General features: G+C 61.9%; 15 protein-coding genes. 5 read left to right on the forward strand and 10 right to left on the reverse strand.

Features of this window, described 5'->3' with window-relative positions; genetic code table 11:
- Nucleotides 1–4 precede the first annotated feature (4 nt).
- From IVA95_RS37005 to IVA95_RS37050, 10 genes are all read right to left on the reverse strand, one after another.
- Nucleotides 5–1237: an acetyl-CoA C-acetyltransferase gene (locus tag IVA95_RS37005; protein ID WP_247514998.1), complete on the reverse strand. Its 1233-nt coding sequence runs from the start codon at nucleotides 1235–1237 to the stop codon at nucleotides 5–7.
- Between the two features lie 63 nt (nucleotides 1238–1300).
- Complete coding sequence (locus tag IVA95_RS37010) at nucleotides 1301–2158, reverse strand: CoA ester lyase (protein ID WP_247514999.1); 858 nt, start codon at nucleotides 2156–2158, stop codon at nucleotides 1301–1303.
- Between the two features lie 4 nt (nucleotides 2159–2162).
- Complete coding sequence (locus IVA95_RS37015) at nucleotides 2163–2618, reverse strand: MaoC family dehydratase (protein ID WP_247515000.1); 456 nt, start codon at nucleotides 2616–2618, stop codon at nucleotides 2163–2165.
- Nucleotides 2618–3394 carry an enoyl-CoA hydratase/isomerase family protein gene (locus IVA95_RS37020; RefSeq protein ID WP_247515001.1) on the reverse strand — a complete coding sequence of 259 codons (777 nt, stop codon included), beginning with the start codon at nucleotides 3392–3394 and terminating at the stop codon, nucleotides 2618–2620. Before IVA95_RS37020 ends, IVA95_RS37015 begins: the two co-directional genes overlap by 1 nt.
- Nucleotides 3391–4605: a CoA transferase gene (locus IVA95_RS37025; protein WP_247515002.1), complete on the reverse strand. Its 1215-nt coding sequence runs from the start codon at nucleotides 4603–4605 to the stop codon at nucleotides 3391–3393. Before IVA95_RS37025 ends, IVA95_RS37020 begins: the two co-directional genes overlap by 4 nt.
- A gap of 24 nt (nucleotides 4606–4629) precedes the next feature.
- Nucleotides 4630–5346, reverse strand: coding sequence for an ABC transporter ATP-binding protein (locus IVA95_RS37030; RefSeq protein ID WP_247515003.1), 717 nt, complete (start codon nucleotides 5344–5346; stop codon nucleotides 4630–4632).
- A complete protein-coding gene (locus tag IVA95_RS37035) occupies nucleotides 5343–6101 on the reverse strand; it encodes an ABC transporter ATP-binding protein (protein ID WP_247515004.1) in 759 nt (252 codons plus the stop codon). Before IVA95_RS37035 ends, IVA95_RS37030 begins: the two co-directional genes overlap by 4 nt.
- 2 nt (nucleotides 6102–6103) lie before the next feature.
- Nucleotides 6104–7129 (reverse strand): branched-chain amino acid ABC transporter permease, encoded by a 1026-nt coding sequence (locus IVA95_RS37040; protein ID WP_247515005.1) that lies wholly within the window; start codon nucleotides 7127–7129, stop codon nucleotides 6104–6106.
- Nucleotides 7126–8028, reverse strand: coding sequence for a branched-chain amino acid ABC transporter permease (locus IVA95_RS37045; protein ID WP_247515006.1), 903 nt, complete (start codon nucleotides 8026–8028; stop codon nucleotides 7126–7128). The genes IVA95_RS37040 and IVA95_RS37045 overlap by 4 nt, the downstream gene beginning before the upstream one ends.
- A 95-nt stretch (nucleotides 8029–8123) precedes the next feature.
- Nucleotides 8124–9383, reverse strand: a complete 1260-nt coding sequence (locus IVA95_RS37050; RefSeq protein WP_247515007.1) for an ABC transporter substrate-binding protein — start codon at nucleotides 9381–9383, stop codon at nucleotides 8124–8126.
- A gap of 169 nt (nucleotides 9384–9552) precedes the next feature.
- On the opposite strand from IVA95_RS37050, the gene IVA95_RS37055 reads away from it, so the two are divergent.
- The 5 genes from IVA95_RS37055 (at nucleotide 9553) to IVA95_RS37075 (ending at nucleotide 15567) form a co-directional block, all read left to right on the forward strand.
- On the forward strand, nucleotides 9553–11049 hold the full coding sequence (locus IVA95_RS37055) for an AMP-binding protein (protein ID WP_247515008.1): 1497 nt from the start codon (nucleotides 9553–9555) through the stop codon (nucleotides 11047–11049).
- Nucleotides 11046–11702 (forward strand): TetR/AcrR family transcriptional regulator, encoded by a 657-nt coding sequence (locus IVA95_RS37060; protein WP_247515009.1) that lies wholly within the window; start codon nucleotides 11046–11048, stop codon nucleotides 11700–11702. Before IVA95_RS37055 ends, IVA95_RS37060 begins: the two co-directional genes overlap by 4 nt.
- Nucleotides 11692–12465 (forward strand): SDR family NAD(P)-dependent oxidoreductase, encoded by a 774-nt coding sequence (locus IVA95_RS37065; protein WP_247515010.1) that lies wholly within the window; start codon nucleotides 11692–11694, stop codon nucleotides 12463–12465. Before IVA95_RS37060 ends, IVA95_RS37065 begins: the two co-directional genes overlap by 11 nt.
- A gap of 14 nt (nucleotides 12466–12479) precedes the next feature.
- Nucleotides 12480–14390 carry an NAD(P)/FAD-dependent oxidoreductase gene (locus IVA95_RS37070; protein WP_247515011.1) on the forward strand — a complete coding sequence of 637 codons (1911 nt, stop codon included), beginning with the start codon at nucleotides 12480–12482 and terminating at the stop codon, nucleotides 14388–14390.
- 526 nt (nucleotides 14391–14916) lie between these two features.
- Nucleotides 14917–15567, forward strand: coding sequence for a DsbA family protein (locus IVA95_RS37075; protein WP_247515012.1), 651 nt, complete (start codon nucleotides 14917–14919; stop codon nucleotides 15565–15567).
- Nucleotides 15568–15599: the final 32 nt, after the last annotated feature.

Here is a 15599-nt window from a genome sequence, read left to right on the forward strand (position 1 = left end):
TCCGTCAGACGCGCTCGATGATGACAGCCGGCGCCATGCCGCCGGCGGCACACATCGTCACCAGCCCGCGCTTAAGATCGCGCCGCTCCAGCTCGTCGAGCACGGTGCCGATCAGGATCGAGCCGGTTGCACCGATGGGATGACCGAGCGCGATCGAGCCGCCATTGACGTTAACCTTCTCACGATCAAGCTTGAGATCCCGGATGAACTTTTCGGCGACCACTGCAAAGGCCTCATTGATTTCAAACAGGTCGATATCGTCAAGCGTGAGGCCTGCCTTGGCCAACACCTTGCGGGCGGCCGGCACCGGTGCATTTAGCATCAGCGTCGGAGAGTCTCCCATATTCGCCATCGCGACTACGCGGGCGCGCGGCTTCAGGCCGTGGGCTTTGGCGTAACTCGGCGACGCCAGCAGGATCGCCGCCGAGCCGTCGACGACGCCGGAAGAATTGCCGGCATGATGCACGAAATTGATGTCGAGGTCGGGATATTTATCCAGAATGAGCTTGCGATAAGTCGTGCCCTTGTCGTCGAGCGGGTAGTCCGCCACCGCCGGAAAGGCAGGCTTCAGGCCGGCCAGACCCTCGAGCGTGGTTTGCGGCCGCGGATACTCCTCGCGATCCAGGGCAAGACTGCCGTCCTCGCGATAAACAGGCACGAGGCTCTTGTCGAAATGCCCGCCCTTGATGGCGGCTGCCGCGCGCTTCTGGCTTTCGAGGCCGAGCTCATCGACGTCCTGCCGCGTGATGCCTTCAAGCGTCGCTACCGCATCGGCGCAGACGCCCTGATGCGATTGCGGATGCCGGGCGCGCAGGCGGAGATTGCCATTGTCCATCATGAACGGCCCCTCGCCGCGACGTCCCTCCATCGACATCATCTCGGTGCCGCCGGCGATCACGAGATCCTCCGCGCCAGCCATGATCGAACTCGCCGCCATGTTGACGCTGGTGATGCCGGAGCCGCAGAACCGGTCCAGCGTCACCGCGCTGGCACGGATGTCATAGCCGGCATCGAGCGCCGACATCCGGCCGAGATCGCCGCTCTGCTGGCCGCGTTGCGAACTGGTGCCCCAGATGATGTCGTCAACGTCTGCGGTATTGATGCCGGTGCGATCGGCCAGCGCGCGCAATACCGTAGCGCCGAGCTGCTGCGGATGAATGCCCGAGAGGGCGCCCTTGCCGGCCTTGCCGATGCCCCGCGGCGTCCTGCATGCGTCGATGATCAGCGCGTCAACCATGGTGTTGTCCTTTGAAGCCTGTTGATTGGCTGCATTTGCAGCCGCCCGGGTTATCCTGTCAATCTAACGTCCTCGCAGCGCCAAAATCTTCTCCGCGGCGCGCAGATGCGGCTTGTCGATCATCTTGCCGTCGATCTTCACGACGCCTGACGTCGGATTGTCGTTGAACGCGTTCACGACCTTCTCCGACCAGGCGATTTCCTCATCCGTCGGCATGAAGGCGGCATTGACAACATCGACGTGCTTGGGATGGATCACCGCCTTGGCCAGGAATCCATCCTGCCGCGCAGCGATCGCCTCTTCTCGCAGCGCGTCGAGGTCGTTGATGTCGGTCGCGATGGTATCGATCGCAACCACGCCGGCTGCGGCCGCGCTGATCAGGCAGAGATCGCGCGCCAAAAGGAACGGACCATGAAAGCGGCCGCCGGTCCGGTTTCGCGACGCGCCGAGCGACGCGGCGAGATCCTCGGCGCCCCACATCATGCCCCACAACCGCGGGCTCATGTTCTCGAAGTCGAGCAGCTTGAGCACGGCCCTCGCCGTTTCTGTCGCCACGGTGACGATCCTCGTCGATCCCTGTTCAATCCCGGCGGCGGCCTCGAAGGCATCGAGATACATCGACAGACGGTTCACGTCGGCAGCGCCGGCGCATTTCGGCAGCACGATGCCGTCAGGCCGGCCCGGCATGACGGCCGCAAGATCGCCAAGCGTCAAGTCGGTATCGAGCGCGTTGACGCGAACGTACATCTTCTGGTTCGGATTCCGGGCGTCGAGCATCTCGCGCACCGTTCGCCGCGCACCGACCTTCTCATCCGGCGCAATCGAATCCTCGAGGTCGAGGATCAGCGCGTCGGCCGCGGTCTTCTTGGCGCTTTCGAACTTGCGCAGGCTGTCGCCGGGAACGAACAGGAACGATCGCATCGGCTTACACCTTCGGTTTGCAATGCATCAGGCCGGTCCGGCGGCAGCTTGCCACCACCTCGCCGCGCTGATTGGTCATGGTATGCTCAAACTCGACAATGCCCTGGTTCGGCCGCGACTTGCTCTCACGCTTGGAAATGATTTTGGTGTGCGCTTTGAGCGTATCGCCATGAAACACCGGCTTTGGAAATTTGACGTCGGTCATTCCGAGATTGCCGATCGTGGTGCCCAGCGTCGTATCGTAGACACTCATGCCGATCATGATGCCGAGCGTATAGATGCTGTTGAACAGCCGCTGGCCGAATTCGGTATTTTCCGCGAAATGCGCGTCAATGTGCAGCGGCTGCGGGTTCATGGTTAGGAGACTGAACAGCGTGTTGTCCATCTCGGTCACCGTGCGGCTGAACTCGTGATGGAATTCGCGGCCGACCTCGAACTCCTCGAAATACAATCCAGCCATCAGCGCCCCCTGTAGCTCGGCGTTCGCTTCTCGACGAACGCATTCAACCCTTCCTGACAGTCCTCCGTCGTTGCAACGAGTGCAAAGCTCTCGGCGGCATTTTCGACCGAGCGACGGAAATCAGCGTCGACTGCCCGCATGAAGGCATCACGCCCGATCTTCATGACGATGGACGATTTGGCGGCGAGCTTGCGTGCGATCTCCCGCGCTCGCTCCAACGCGGTTCCCTTCGGAACGACCTCACTCAGCAATCCCATGCGAAACGCCGTCGTGGCATCAAAGGGCTCGCCCAGGAACAACGGTCCGAAAGCCTGGTGCTTGCCGACCAGCCGTGGCAGTTGCACGAAGTGAATGGCCGGGATCAGGCCGACATCGATCTCGGGATAGCCGAAGGTACAGCCATCACCCGCGATGATCATGTCGCAGGAAATCGCAATCGTCATGCCGCCAGCGCGAACCGCGCCGTCGACTGCAGCAATCGTCGGCTTACCCATGCGATACTGGGTATCGTTGAGCGCAAAATACAGCCGTTCAAGGAATTTCTTGGTCTCGATGCCCGGCTTGCCGCGAACGATATCCAGATCAAGCCCGGCGCAAAACACCTTGTGCGCGCTGCCGATGATGACGGCGCGCACCGCCTCGTTTTCCCTCGCCTTCGAAAGCGCCGCCAGCAACGCATCGATCAGGTCCATGCTGAGCGCGTTGACCGGCGGGCGATCCAGCATGATCTCGGCAATATTGCCCGAGACGGAATAACGAACGAGATCGGTACTCATGCCGTGCCTCCCCTGGCCTGGCGCACCGCGCCGGCCTCAACCAGATCGTCGATGGCGCCGCGCTCGAAACCAGCTTCCAGCAGCACCTCGTAACTGTCCTGGCCTATATCAGGTGCGGGGCGCAAGTCATCCTCGGAGAAGCTCGCAATACCCGGCGTTCGCGGTGAATACACCGGCCCCACGCCGGGCGTCTGCTGGCAGACCGCCGCCCTTGTCGCCTCGACATGGGCATTGCGCAGCCATTCTCCGGGATTGAGGATCCGCTCAGCAATGAGATCGGCGGCGTGCAGCCGGGCAAGCCAGGCATCCGTCGGCTGCGCCAGAAACACCTCCCGCAACTGCGGAATCAGCGCATCCACGAAATCCGCACGGCGCGCAAAATCGTCAAAGCGCGGATCGCTGGCAAGATCCTCGCGGCCGATCGCCGCGCACAGCCGCTTGTATTGCGGCTCGTTTACCAGCGTGACCATCATCCAGCCGTCGGCCGTCTGATACGAGCCCGCCGGCACGTTAAGCGCGCGCGGCGCACCGCCCTCCAGAATATATTCGGCGACCTTGTGGCCCAGCAGCGCCGACGTCGATTGGCAGAGGTTGACGTCGATCCAGCGCCCGGTGCCAACAGTTGCGCGCGCGAACAGCGTCGTCGCGATGGCCTGGAAGGCGTAGACGCCGGTCACGACGTCGGAGATCGTGGTACCGACCCGGTGCGGGGTGCCGTCGTTCCCGACATTGATCGACACCAGGCCGGAAAACGCCTGCGCCACGGAATCAGAGCCCGGCCGCTTCGAATAGGGACCGCTCTGCCCGAACGCGCTGACCGAGAGATAGATCAGCCCCGGGTTGCCGCGCGACAACTCCTCGTAACCAATGCCGAGCCGCGCGGCGACGCCCGGCCGAAAGCCTTCGATCAGCACGTCACAATCTCTCGCCAGCGTTCGGGCGACTGCAATTCCTTCCTTGTGCTTCATGTCCAGACAAAGGCTGCGCTTGCCGCGGTTATAGACCGCCGACAGCGTGGTGTGGCTTCCATAGATCGTGCCAAGGAAGCGCGACCAATCACCCTCGGGCGGCTCCACCTTGACGACGTCAGCGCCATAGACGCCCAGCAGCATCGCGCAATAGGGCGAGGCAATGCCCTGCCCGAAATCCAGCACGCGCAGGCCCCGATACGGCGCCTCATGCGTCGGCGATGTCTTGCGTTCGACCGTCATCTCATCCCCCGGGCGGGCGGAAAGCTACAGCGCGAGATAGCGCTGACGAATATTTTCGTTGGCTTTCAGCTCTTCGATCCCGGATGTGTAGACGATCTGGCCCTTGTCGATAACCGTCGCGTGGCTCGCAAGGCCAAGGCAAAAATGCATGTTCTGCTCGGCGATCAGCACCGTCGCTCCGGTGCCGCGGAGCTGCCGCAGCAACTCGCCGATCCGCTGCACGATGATCGGCGCCAAGCCCTCGCTCGGCTCGTCCAGCAGCAGCAGCGCCGGATTGCCCATCAACGTGCGCGCAATCGCCAGCATCTGCTGTTCGCCGCCGGACAGTCTTCCCGCGATCCGGTAGCGCAACGGCTCCAACAGCGGAAATATGTCATAGATGCGCCGGATCGGCCACTCGTCCTCGCCATTCGGCCCCTTCTTGGCCCCGATGACCAGATTGTCTTCGACCGTGTGTTCGGGGAATATCTGACGATCCTCGGGCACGAAGCCGAGCCCGGCGCGCGCGATGTGATGCGGCTTCAGCCCGGAGACAACCCTGCCCTGCAAGGTGACGGTGCCGCGGCGCGCTGGCGCGAGCCCCATGATCGCCTTCATGGTGGTCGACTTGCCGGCGCCGTTGCGGCCGAGCAGCGCCATCGTCTCGCCCTGCCGCACCGACAGGCCGACGCCGAACAAGATCTGGCTGGTGCCGTAATAGACGTCGAGGTCCTCAACCTGCACGATTGGTTGCGCACTCATGCGAGGGCTCCGGCGTGATGTTCGGTGCCGAGATAGGCCTCGATCACCGCCTCGTTGCGGCGAATAGCATCCGGCTTGCCGGTTGCAAGAATGCGACCGTAGCAGAGCACGACGATCTCGGGCGCGATCTTGAACACGATATCCATGTCGTGCTCGATGAACACCACCGTGATCTTCTGCTTGTCCCAGAGCTCCCTCACCTTGTCGATCATCCGCCAGCGCTCTTCGGTGCCCATGCCGGCAGTCGGCTCGTCGAGCAGCAGCACCTTCGGGTCGAGCACCAGAGCGAGTGCGATATCGAGCAGCTTCTGGTCACCATGCGACAGCGTCGCTGCGGTGCGGTTCCGCTTGCTGGCCAAGCCCAGCAATTCCATCGCATGCTCGGCGCGGTCGCGGGTCTCCGCCAGCGGGAAGCGCCGGTGCAGGACGCTGGCCCTGCCCTGATCGGCGCACACCGCCGCCAGCATCGTCTCCTGCACCGTCAGCGAGGGAAAGATGCTCGCAACCTGAAAGGCGCGGCCTATTCCATGGCGCACGATTTCCGGAGGCGAGCGGCCGGCGAGATCGATGCCGTTGAGCAGGATCTGGCCGGAATCCGGCTTCAGGGCGCCGGTGATCAGGTTGAAGAAAGTACTCTTGCCGGCGCCGTTGGGGCCGATCACGGCGGTGAGCGAACCATCGGCGAAATCGAGCGTCACATTGTCCGTCGCCTTGACGCCGCCAAACGATTTGGAAAGGGAGCGTATCTCCAGCATGGCTAGCCGCGCTCCCCAGCACCGTTACGGCGTTGCCCGTACCATTCGACGACGAAATCCATCAGGCCCTTCCGCAGGCCGATCGCAAAGAACAGGATCACGATCCCCAGCACGAGGCCGTGATAATCGGTCAGACGGGTGACGGTATCGTTGAGGATCAGCAGCAGCGCGGTGCCGACCATCGGACCGAGGAATGTGGTCACGCCGCCAAGCATATTGATGAAGATGCCCTCGCCTGAAATGGTCCAATAGGCGAATTCCGGATAGGCGCCGGAGACGAATAGCGCCATGATGATCCCGCCGGTCGAGGCGAACAGCGCCGCAAGCACAAAGATCGTCAACTTGGCACGCCACACGTCGATGCCGATGAAGCTCGCACGCATTGCGTTGTCGCGGATCATGCGCAGCGTGTAGCCGAACGGCGATTGCGCGATCCGATACATCAAGAACAGTCCGATCACCAGCAGCGCGCAGCTCACGACGTAGAGATGCAACTGGTTCGACAGATCAATGCCAAGGAATGGCGGCCGCGGAATGCCGCCGCGCAATCCCTGATCGCCGCCGGTCAGCGATACCCAGGACAGGATTGTCGAATGGATCAGCATCTGGAACGCCAGTGTTACGAAGGCGAAATAGATTTCCTTCAGCCGCACGCAGATGGCACCAATGACGAGGGCCACGAAAAACGTGATCGCCAGCGTTGCAACGAAAGCCACCGGGACGGGCACGCCGGTCTTCTGCATCATCAGCCCGAAGCCGTAGGCGCCAAGGCCGAAGAACATGCCATGACCAAACGAAATCAGGCCGGTGTAACCGACCAGAAGGTTGAGTGATGTCGCGAACAGTCCGTAGGCCGCGCAGCGGATCACGAAGTCGAGCAGCAATTTGCTGCTGAAGACCATCGGCAACAGGGCAAGCACGATAAAGACCGCAAGCGCGATCAGGAGATCCCGGTTACGCCGCGTCTTTGCCTGGGCCTTGGGCATGTCGAGTGCCTGCGCGCCCTGCTCGGCCTGCAATTCGGTCATGCGACCTCCTTGCCGAACAGACCGGTCGGCCGCGACACCAGCACGATCACCATGAAGAGGTACATCAGCCCTTCGGTAAACAGCGGGAAGCCGAGTGAACCGAACGAGCGGATCATGCCGATCAGAATCGCACCGATCAGCGCGCCCAGGATCGAACCCATCCCTCCGATCACGGTGACGATGAAGGATTCGATCAGCACCGAAAATCCCATGCCTGGCGTCAGCGACCGCACCGGCGCGGCGAGCGCGCCAGCAAGTCCCGCCAGCATGCCGCCGAGCGCGAACACGCCACCATAGATCAGGCCGGTGTTGATGCCGAGTGCCGACACCATGCCCGGGTTATGGGCGGCCGCCCGGATTACCTTGCCAATCCTGGTGCGGGCAAGACCGAGCCCGAGGATCATGGCGGCCGCGAGCGCAACACCGATCAAGAGCAGATAGTATGGTGGCACCACGCCGCCGGCGATGAACAACGGCGCCACCTGGAACGCCGCCGGCATGCCCATCGATTTGAATTCGGGCCCCCAGATCATCCGCACCACGTCATCAAAGATCAGCACGAAGGCGTAGCAGACGAGAAGCTGCATCAGCACGTCAGCGCCGTAGACCCGGCTCATGAAGACGCGTTCGAAGATTAGACCGAGGAGGGCCGTGCCCGCCGCGCCGCACAGCATCGCCAGCGCAAAACTGCCGGAGAGCTGATAGGCCGTCATGGCGAAATAGGCACCGAACATATAGAAGGCGCCGTGGCTGAAGTTGACGACCTTCAGTACGCCGAAGATCAGCGTCAGCCCAACGGCGACGAGAAACAGCAACATGCCGATGATAAAGCCGCTGGTGGTTTGCGTCACCAGGCAGGCGGAGCTGGCGAGACAGCCGGTAAGCGCGTCGAGGTCCAAGGGAATACATCCATTCCAGCGCGCCGGAGCAGCACGCGAAAATCATTCGGCGGCGAACGGGAGGCAGCTTGCGCTACCTCCGCCTTCGCGGTCAATCAGGTGTAGCCCTTGCTCTTTTTCCACTCGGCTTCGAGTTCGAAGATCGTTTTCCAGTCGCCCGCCTGAACCTGCGGCACGTAGGGCTCCTGCGGGATCGTTGTTCCCCAGCCGATCGCATAGCCGACCAAGGTCTGGTCCTCGGCGCGCATAGTCACGGTGCCGTCGGCGCCGAACGGCGACTTGATCTTGAGACCGCGGAGCGCCTCCGCAATCTTCTTGCCGTCGGCGGAGTTCGCTTTCTTGGACGCTTCCGCGAGCAGCATGATCGCCGTCGCATTCTCCCAGGACCAGTTGGTGGGATACTCGTTGTACTTCGCCTTGTAGGCATCACCCCAAGCCGCGTTTTCCGGCGTTGCAGGATATGTCTTGATGTAACGGTTACCGGAGTGAATGCCCTTCGGCAGGTTCTTCACGACAGTCAGCGCGGTGTAGTCGGCCATGTTGACTGCAAACACTTCCATCTGACTGAACAGCGCGTAGATGTTGGCTTGGTCGATGTAGGACGTGAGATCGCCGCCCCAGAGGCAGGAATACAGCGCCTGCGGCTTGGCCTGCAGGATCTTTGTTACGACCTCGGTGTAATCAGGCTGGAACAGCTTTGGCCAGGACTCGCTGATGATCTCGATGTCGGGCGCGAAGCGCTTCAGATACGTCACGTATTCGGCCGTGGTATCGCGGCCATAGGCGTAGTCGGGCGAACAGGTCGCCCATTTCTTCAGGCCCTTGGCTTTCGCGATCGCCGCCGCGTAGCTGCCGCCAACGATCGAGTCATGCACGCCCTGGCGCGCGGTGCGAAACGCGTTTGGAATGTGCTGCTTGGGATCGGCGGTCAGCGCCGAAGTTTCCGAATTGGTGTGAAGGCAGAGCACGCCGAGATCGCGCGCCACCTCGTGCACCGCGAATGCGCCGGACGATGCTTCCGCATCGATCAGAATTTCGCATCCGTCGGTGTTGACAAGTTCGCGCGCCACGCGGGCGGCTTCCTGTGGCTGCCCCTTGGAATCGCGGATCACCATTTCGATCGTTCGGCCGGCCAGTCCGCCGGCAGCATTGACCTTTTCGATCTCCAGCATCACCGCATTGCGCGACGAGGTTCCGAGCTGCGCGACGCGCCCGGAGAGAATGGTCGGCATACCGATCTTGATGGTCTTGGCTTGCGCGCGCGCTACCCAGGGCATCGCGAACGTTGCGGCACCGGCGCCCATCATCGCCAACGTCGCGCGTCGGCTCATGCCCGGTTTGCGGGTTCTCGTCATTGCTTCCTCCCTGTGGGGTTGGCGTTCCCAAATCCCTCCCGGAGATCGTGACGTCTCCGTATCGCCTGAGGATTTCAGAGCGAGGGGGGTGACGTCAAGCCAAATATGAATTACGACTCACAATTCATCTAGGGAGAGGACGGGCCGGAACTGCCCTTTTCGAGCGGTAATGATCAACCTATCCAGCTTCATCGCTTTTCATGCCAGGCGGACGCCGGATCGCTGTGCGCTGAAATACCGCGGCGAGGATGTCTCCTACGCCGAGTTCGACGACCGCATCCGGCGGGTCGGTGGCTGGCTCGCCGCGCGTGGCATTCGTCCCGGCGACGTCGTTGCGGTGCTGATGAAGAACAGCACGGCGTTTCTCCAACTGGTGTTTGCGACCAGCCACATGGGCGGAGTGTTTCTGCCGATCAACTATCGGCTATCCGCCGACGATGTCGGTTACATCGTGGGCAATTCCGGTGCGCGCATCCTGATCGCAGATGAAGAACTCGCGGGCATTGCTGCAGGCGGCGCACCGGTGGTGCTGCTCGATGCGTCAGCGCAATCCACGGCCACATGGCTTGCGCCCGACATCTCGCCCGCCCCAATGCAGGTGCGCCAGCCGCGCGACCTGATGCGGCTGATGTACACGTCAGGCACGACGGACCGTCCCAAGGGCGTGGTGCTCACTTACGAGAACATGTACTGGAAGTCGGCCGATCAGACAGTCGTGCTGGGCCTCAATGCGGAAACGCGATTGCTGGTGGTCGGTCCGCTCTACCATGTCGGCGCGCTCGATTTGCCGGGTATTGCGGTGCTCTGGCATGGCGGCCTGCTCTCCATCCACCGCAACTTCGAGCCGGAGCAGGCGCTCGCCGCGATCGAAACCGAGAAGCTCAACGCCGCCTGGTTTGCACCGGTCATGACGACCGCGATCCTCACCTGCCCGACCCGCGACCGCTACGATGTCTCCAGCCTGCGATGGGCGATCGGTGGCGGCGAGAAAACCCCGGAAGCGCGCATCCGCGCCTTCTCCGATTATTTCAAGAACGCTCGCTACATCGACGCCTATGGGCTGACGGAGACCTGCGGCGGCGACACCTTCATGGAGGCCGGCCGCGAGATCGAAAAGATCGGCTCGACCGGCCGCGCCGTTGCCCATGTCGAAATCGAAATTCGCGATGACGCTGGCAACCGGCTGCCATCAGGCCAGAACGGCGAGATCTGTCTCCGCGGCCCCAAGGTCACGCAGGGCTACTGGAAAGATCCCGAGAAAACCGCGGCCGCCTTCTTCGGCGACTGGTTTCGCAGCGGCGACATCGGGTATCTCGACGACGACGGCTTCCTTTATCTGACCGACCGCAAGAAGGACATGATCATCTCCGGCGGCGAGAACATCGCCTCCTCCGAGGTCGAGCGCGTCATCTACGAATTGCCGCAGGTGCGCGAGGTCGCGATCATCGGCATGCCGGACGAACGCTGGGGCGAAAAGCCGGTTGCCGTCGTTGTGCTCACGGATGGCGCCACGCTGGAATTGCCTGATCTCATCGAATATTGCCGCGCGCGCCTCGCCGGCTTCAAGGTACCGAAGCAACTCATCATCCGCGACAGCCTGCCGCGCAACCCCTCGGGCAAGGTTCTCAAGCGCGTGCTGCGCGCCGAACTGGAAACTCACGCATGACGCAATCATCGCAAGCTGCATCCGGTAAGGTCACGAAGTTGAACCGCGTCGAGCGCAACGCGTGGACCAAGCGCAGATTATTCGATGCCGCCACCAAGATCGTCGGCAAGTACGGTTACGCCGAGGCTTCCGTTGCCCGCATCACCGAGGCGGCCGGCGTGGCCCAAGGCACGTTCTACAATCATTTCGAGAACCGCCAGGAACTGCTCGATCAATTGCTGCCGAAGATCGGCATCGACATGGTCCACTTCATCCGCGAGCGTACGGGGACCGCAGATGCCGCAAGGCAGGAGATCGAGCGCTTCAGCGCCTTTTTCGATTTCATCCGCGAAGTGCCGGAGTTCCTGCGCATCCTCAATGAGGCCGAATATTTTGCACCGGTCGGCTACCAGAAGCATCTCGACAACGTCGCGACCGCCTATGTGCGCATTCTCAAGCGCGCCCGCACAGCCGGCGCGATCGTGGATTTCAGCGACGAGGAGTTCGAAGCCATCGTTCACATGTTCATGGGTGCACGCGGCTATCTGAGCCGACGTTACTCCTATTCCGGCGGCACGGTAACGGCGGCGCCCGACCATGTCATTTCCGCTTACCGAAAGCTGGTTACGCGCGGGCTGTTCACACGGGATAAAGGCAACAGCCATGACCGCTGAAGGCATCGTTCTCGTCACCGGCGGCAGCCGCGGCATTGGCGCCGCCACCGCAACGCTTCTCGCCGCTCAAGGCCAAAAGGTCGTTATTGTTGATATCGCGCCCGAACCGCTCGCGGAAACGCAAACCATCCTGTGGCCCGCGCCCTTCGATGTCGCGAACGAAAGCGCGGTTGTCCGTGGCATCGACGATATCGAGGCCGCGCACGGCCCGATCACCGGCCTCGTCAATGCCGCCGGCGTGTTCGGCAAGATGCACAAAATCGAACGCGTGCGGATGGAGCAATGGGACCGCGAGGTCAATATCGACCTGCGCGGCACCTTCCTGGTGGCCCGCAGCGTCGGCGTGAAGATGGCCGAGCGCCGGCGTGGCGCGATCGTCAATGTCGCCTCCGTTGCCGGCATGACCTCAGGCCCGATCCACGCCTACACGGCCGCAAAGGCCGGCGTCATCCAGATCACGCAGACGCTGGCTGCCGAATGGGGCCGCAGTGGCGTGCGCGTGAATGCGGTCTCGCCAGGCTTCACCCGCACCGCGGCGTTGGAAGCCGGCATCGCTTCGGGCGCGCTGAACAAAAGGTGGCTCGAAAGTCCGACCGCGATGAACCGGCTGGTCGAGCCAGTCGAGGTCGCGCAGGCCATCGCGTGGCTACTGTCGCCGCTGAGCAGCGGCGTCACCGGAATCAACCTCCCTGTCGATGCCGGCTATATCGCCGGCACCAGTTGGGCCGCCTATGGCGGCTTGCCCGAAGCACCGGGCGCGTAAACGAGGACACCAGCATGAATATCGAGCTGCCGCGCAAGAAACTCGATCTGTCATCGGCCATCGCCGAGGGCGATATCCGCGTCCTGTTGATGGTGCTGGTGCATATGACCGGGGACGAGCGTTGGCTGGAGCCTCCCTACAAGCCCAAGCGCGACGTCCGCCTGATTCCTGATCCGCAAGCCGGTATGTCACCGGATATCCAGGCCGAGATCCGTGCCGCCGTCTTGAAGCTGTTCGCAAACGGTGAACCGAAGCCCGTCATCACCGATCCCAGCAATGAGCTGATGCTGAAGATGATGCGGGCGACGCTGGGCGAAGACGTGGCACCTGAATATGCGCCGTTGATGCGCGAGGAAATGGGCTTCATTCCCCGGGAAGCGCACTGGACCAAACCGCCATCGGACGAAAAGCTGGCGCATCAGCATGTGCTGATCGTCGGCGCCGGTGTCTGCGCCATCGCGCTGGGTGTCGCCCTTGGCCGGCTCGGCATCCCCTACACCATCGTCGAAAAGAACGACGAACTCGGCGGTACTTGGTACGTCAATCGCTATCCCGGGTGCGGCGTCGATACGCCCAACCATTCGTACTCGTTCTCATTCGGCCCGCGCAATCCGTGGACGCGCTATTTCGCCCAACGCCAGGAATTGCTCGATTACCTCAAGAAGGTTGCGCTCGAATACGACATTCGAAAGCATCTTCGCCTCAACACGGAGCTGACATCATCGCGCTGGGACGAGAGCAAGCGGCGCTGGATGTCGACGTTGAAGACCGCCAATGGCGAAGAGATATTTGAATCCACCACGCTGGTAAGTGCGATCGGTCAGCTCAACGACCCCCACCCTGCGCACTTCAAGGGCGAGGAAGATTTCAGGGGAGTGATGCTGCACTCCGCGCTGTGGTCCGACGACATCAAGCTCAACGGCAAGCGCGTTGCCGTCATCGGCACCGGCGCTACCGCCATGCAACTGGTGCCGTCGATCGCCGATCGCGTTGCCTCGATCACCGTTTATCAGCGTACCGCGCAATGGGCGCGCCCCGTGGCGGGCTATTCCGATCCGATCACCGAGGGCGCGCAGTGGCTGCTCGCGCATCTTCCATTTTATGTGCAGTGGTACCGCTTCAACATGTTCTGGCGCTACGGCGACGGCCTGCTGCCGTTCCTGCGCAAGGACCCCGACTGGCCACATCCCGAGCGCGCCGTCAACAAAGGCAATGACCGGCATCGTGAAGAGCTGACCAATTTCATCCTGTCCGAATTGAAGGACCGTCCAGACCTAATCGAGAAATGTGTGCCAACCTACCCGCCCTATGGCAAGCGCATCCTGCTCGACAACAACTGGTTCAAGACGCTGACGAAGCCGAATGTCGAATTGGTCACCGACAGGATCGGCCATTTCGCGCGCGACGGCATCGTCGCCTCCGACGGCAAGTTGCGGCCCGCAGACATCATCGTCATTTCCACCGGTTTTAAAGTCACGGAAATGGCCGCTCGCCTCAACATCACAGGGCGCGATGGAAAAAATCTGAAGTCGGCCTGGGCCAACGACAACCCGACCGCCTATCTCGGGCTCACGGTGCCGGACTTTCCCAATCTCTTCGTGATGCTTGGACCCAATTCAGGCCCGGCGCATGGCGGCAGCGTGATCTTCCAGTCGGAATGCCAGAGCCGCTACATCTCCGCCTGCCTCGTCGAAATGATCGAGCAAGGCATCGCTGCGATCGACGTTCGTCCGGAAGCGCACAATCAGTACATCAAGAAAGTGGATGCCGAGCATGAGCAATTGATCTGGACGCATCCCGGCATGACCACCTACTACCGCAACGAGCAAGGTCGAGTTTTTTCGGCGATGCCATGGCGGTTCGTGGATTACTGGGCGATGACGCACGATCCCGACCTATGTGACTATCGTCAGACAAAGGCTTGACCCAGTTCCCGGGAACCGGCCGAGCGACTTGCGTTTGGGACGGCTTGACACCAGCCAACATCTGCCGCAGCATTTCGCATGCTGCACCTGCCGGAGTCGCGGAGCATTTGCTCCCCACTTCGCAGGCATTGGCGCCCCGGTTATATGATCGAGACGACACGCAGCGGAAGCGGACATATGGTCCGTTGGCCAACTCTTGGAGAGGAGCATGACGCCACCGGGTCAGACCGGTGACCTTGCTCAGCGCAAGGTCCAGGCGCGGTCGAGGTCATAGCAGCTGCCAGCCTCATTGCGCCTTCAACAATTCAAAGCTATCTGCAGGACTGGAGCGCAAAGGCCACGCGCATGCCGGATCCTGAGAACATACTGGTGTCTACCAGAAATCCTTCGCCTATAACGAAGATGTAGGGCCCCGCGATGCTCTTATGCACCGGGGCCCATTCGTTTTGGAATGTCAAAACCGCGCCGATGGTTCCATGCTCTATTCGGATCGGAGATACTGATCCCGATGGAACAGGGAAACGCCATGGAAAGACCGCGCGTTCGCATCTACACCGACTACAAAAGCCCCTACGCATTCGTCGCCAACAAGCGGCTGTTCGAGCTCGAGGAGATTTACGGCGTCGAGCTCGAATGGCTGCCCTACACACTGCGCATCCCGGAATTCATGGGCACGGTGGAAGAGCGCACACCGCATTTCTGGCGCAAGGTACGCTACGCCTATATGGACGCGCGCCGCTACGCCAATGCGCAAGGCCTCATCATGAAGGGTCCGCGCCGCATCTATAATGCCTTCTATGCCAGCGCCGGCATGCTGTTCGCCCAACGCCACGGCCTGTTCCGGCCCTATCATGACACGGTATTCCGTCGGTTCTGGAGTCATGATCTCGAAATCGACAAGCTTTCCGATATTTCCGGTGTGATCGCCTCGCTCGGCGGGTCGTCAGAAGAATTCGAAGCTTACGTCCATGGCCCCGCACGGACAGAACACGACCGCATCATCGATGAGGCGGAGGCGCTGGGTGTGTTCGGCGTGCCGACCATGGTCTTCAACGGCGAATTGTTCTGGGGCGGCGATCGTATCGACATGCTGATCGAACGCATCCGGAATCCGGAATCGATCGCGACGGCGCTGGGCAGCCGCCACCAGACGTACGGCAAGCGGCCGGCGTCTTGAATCTGTTTATCCTCTTTGACCAGGCCGCACCT

It is taken from the genome of Bradyrhizobium sp. 157, assembly GCF_023073815.1.
Lineage (GTDB): Bacteria > Pseudomonadota > Alphaproteobacteria > Rhizobiales > Xanthobacteraceae > Bradyrhizobium.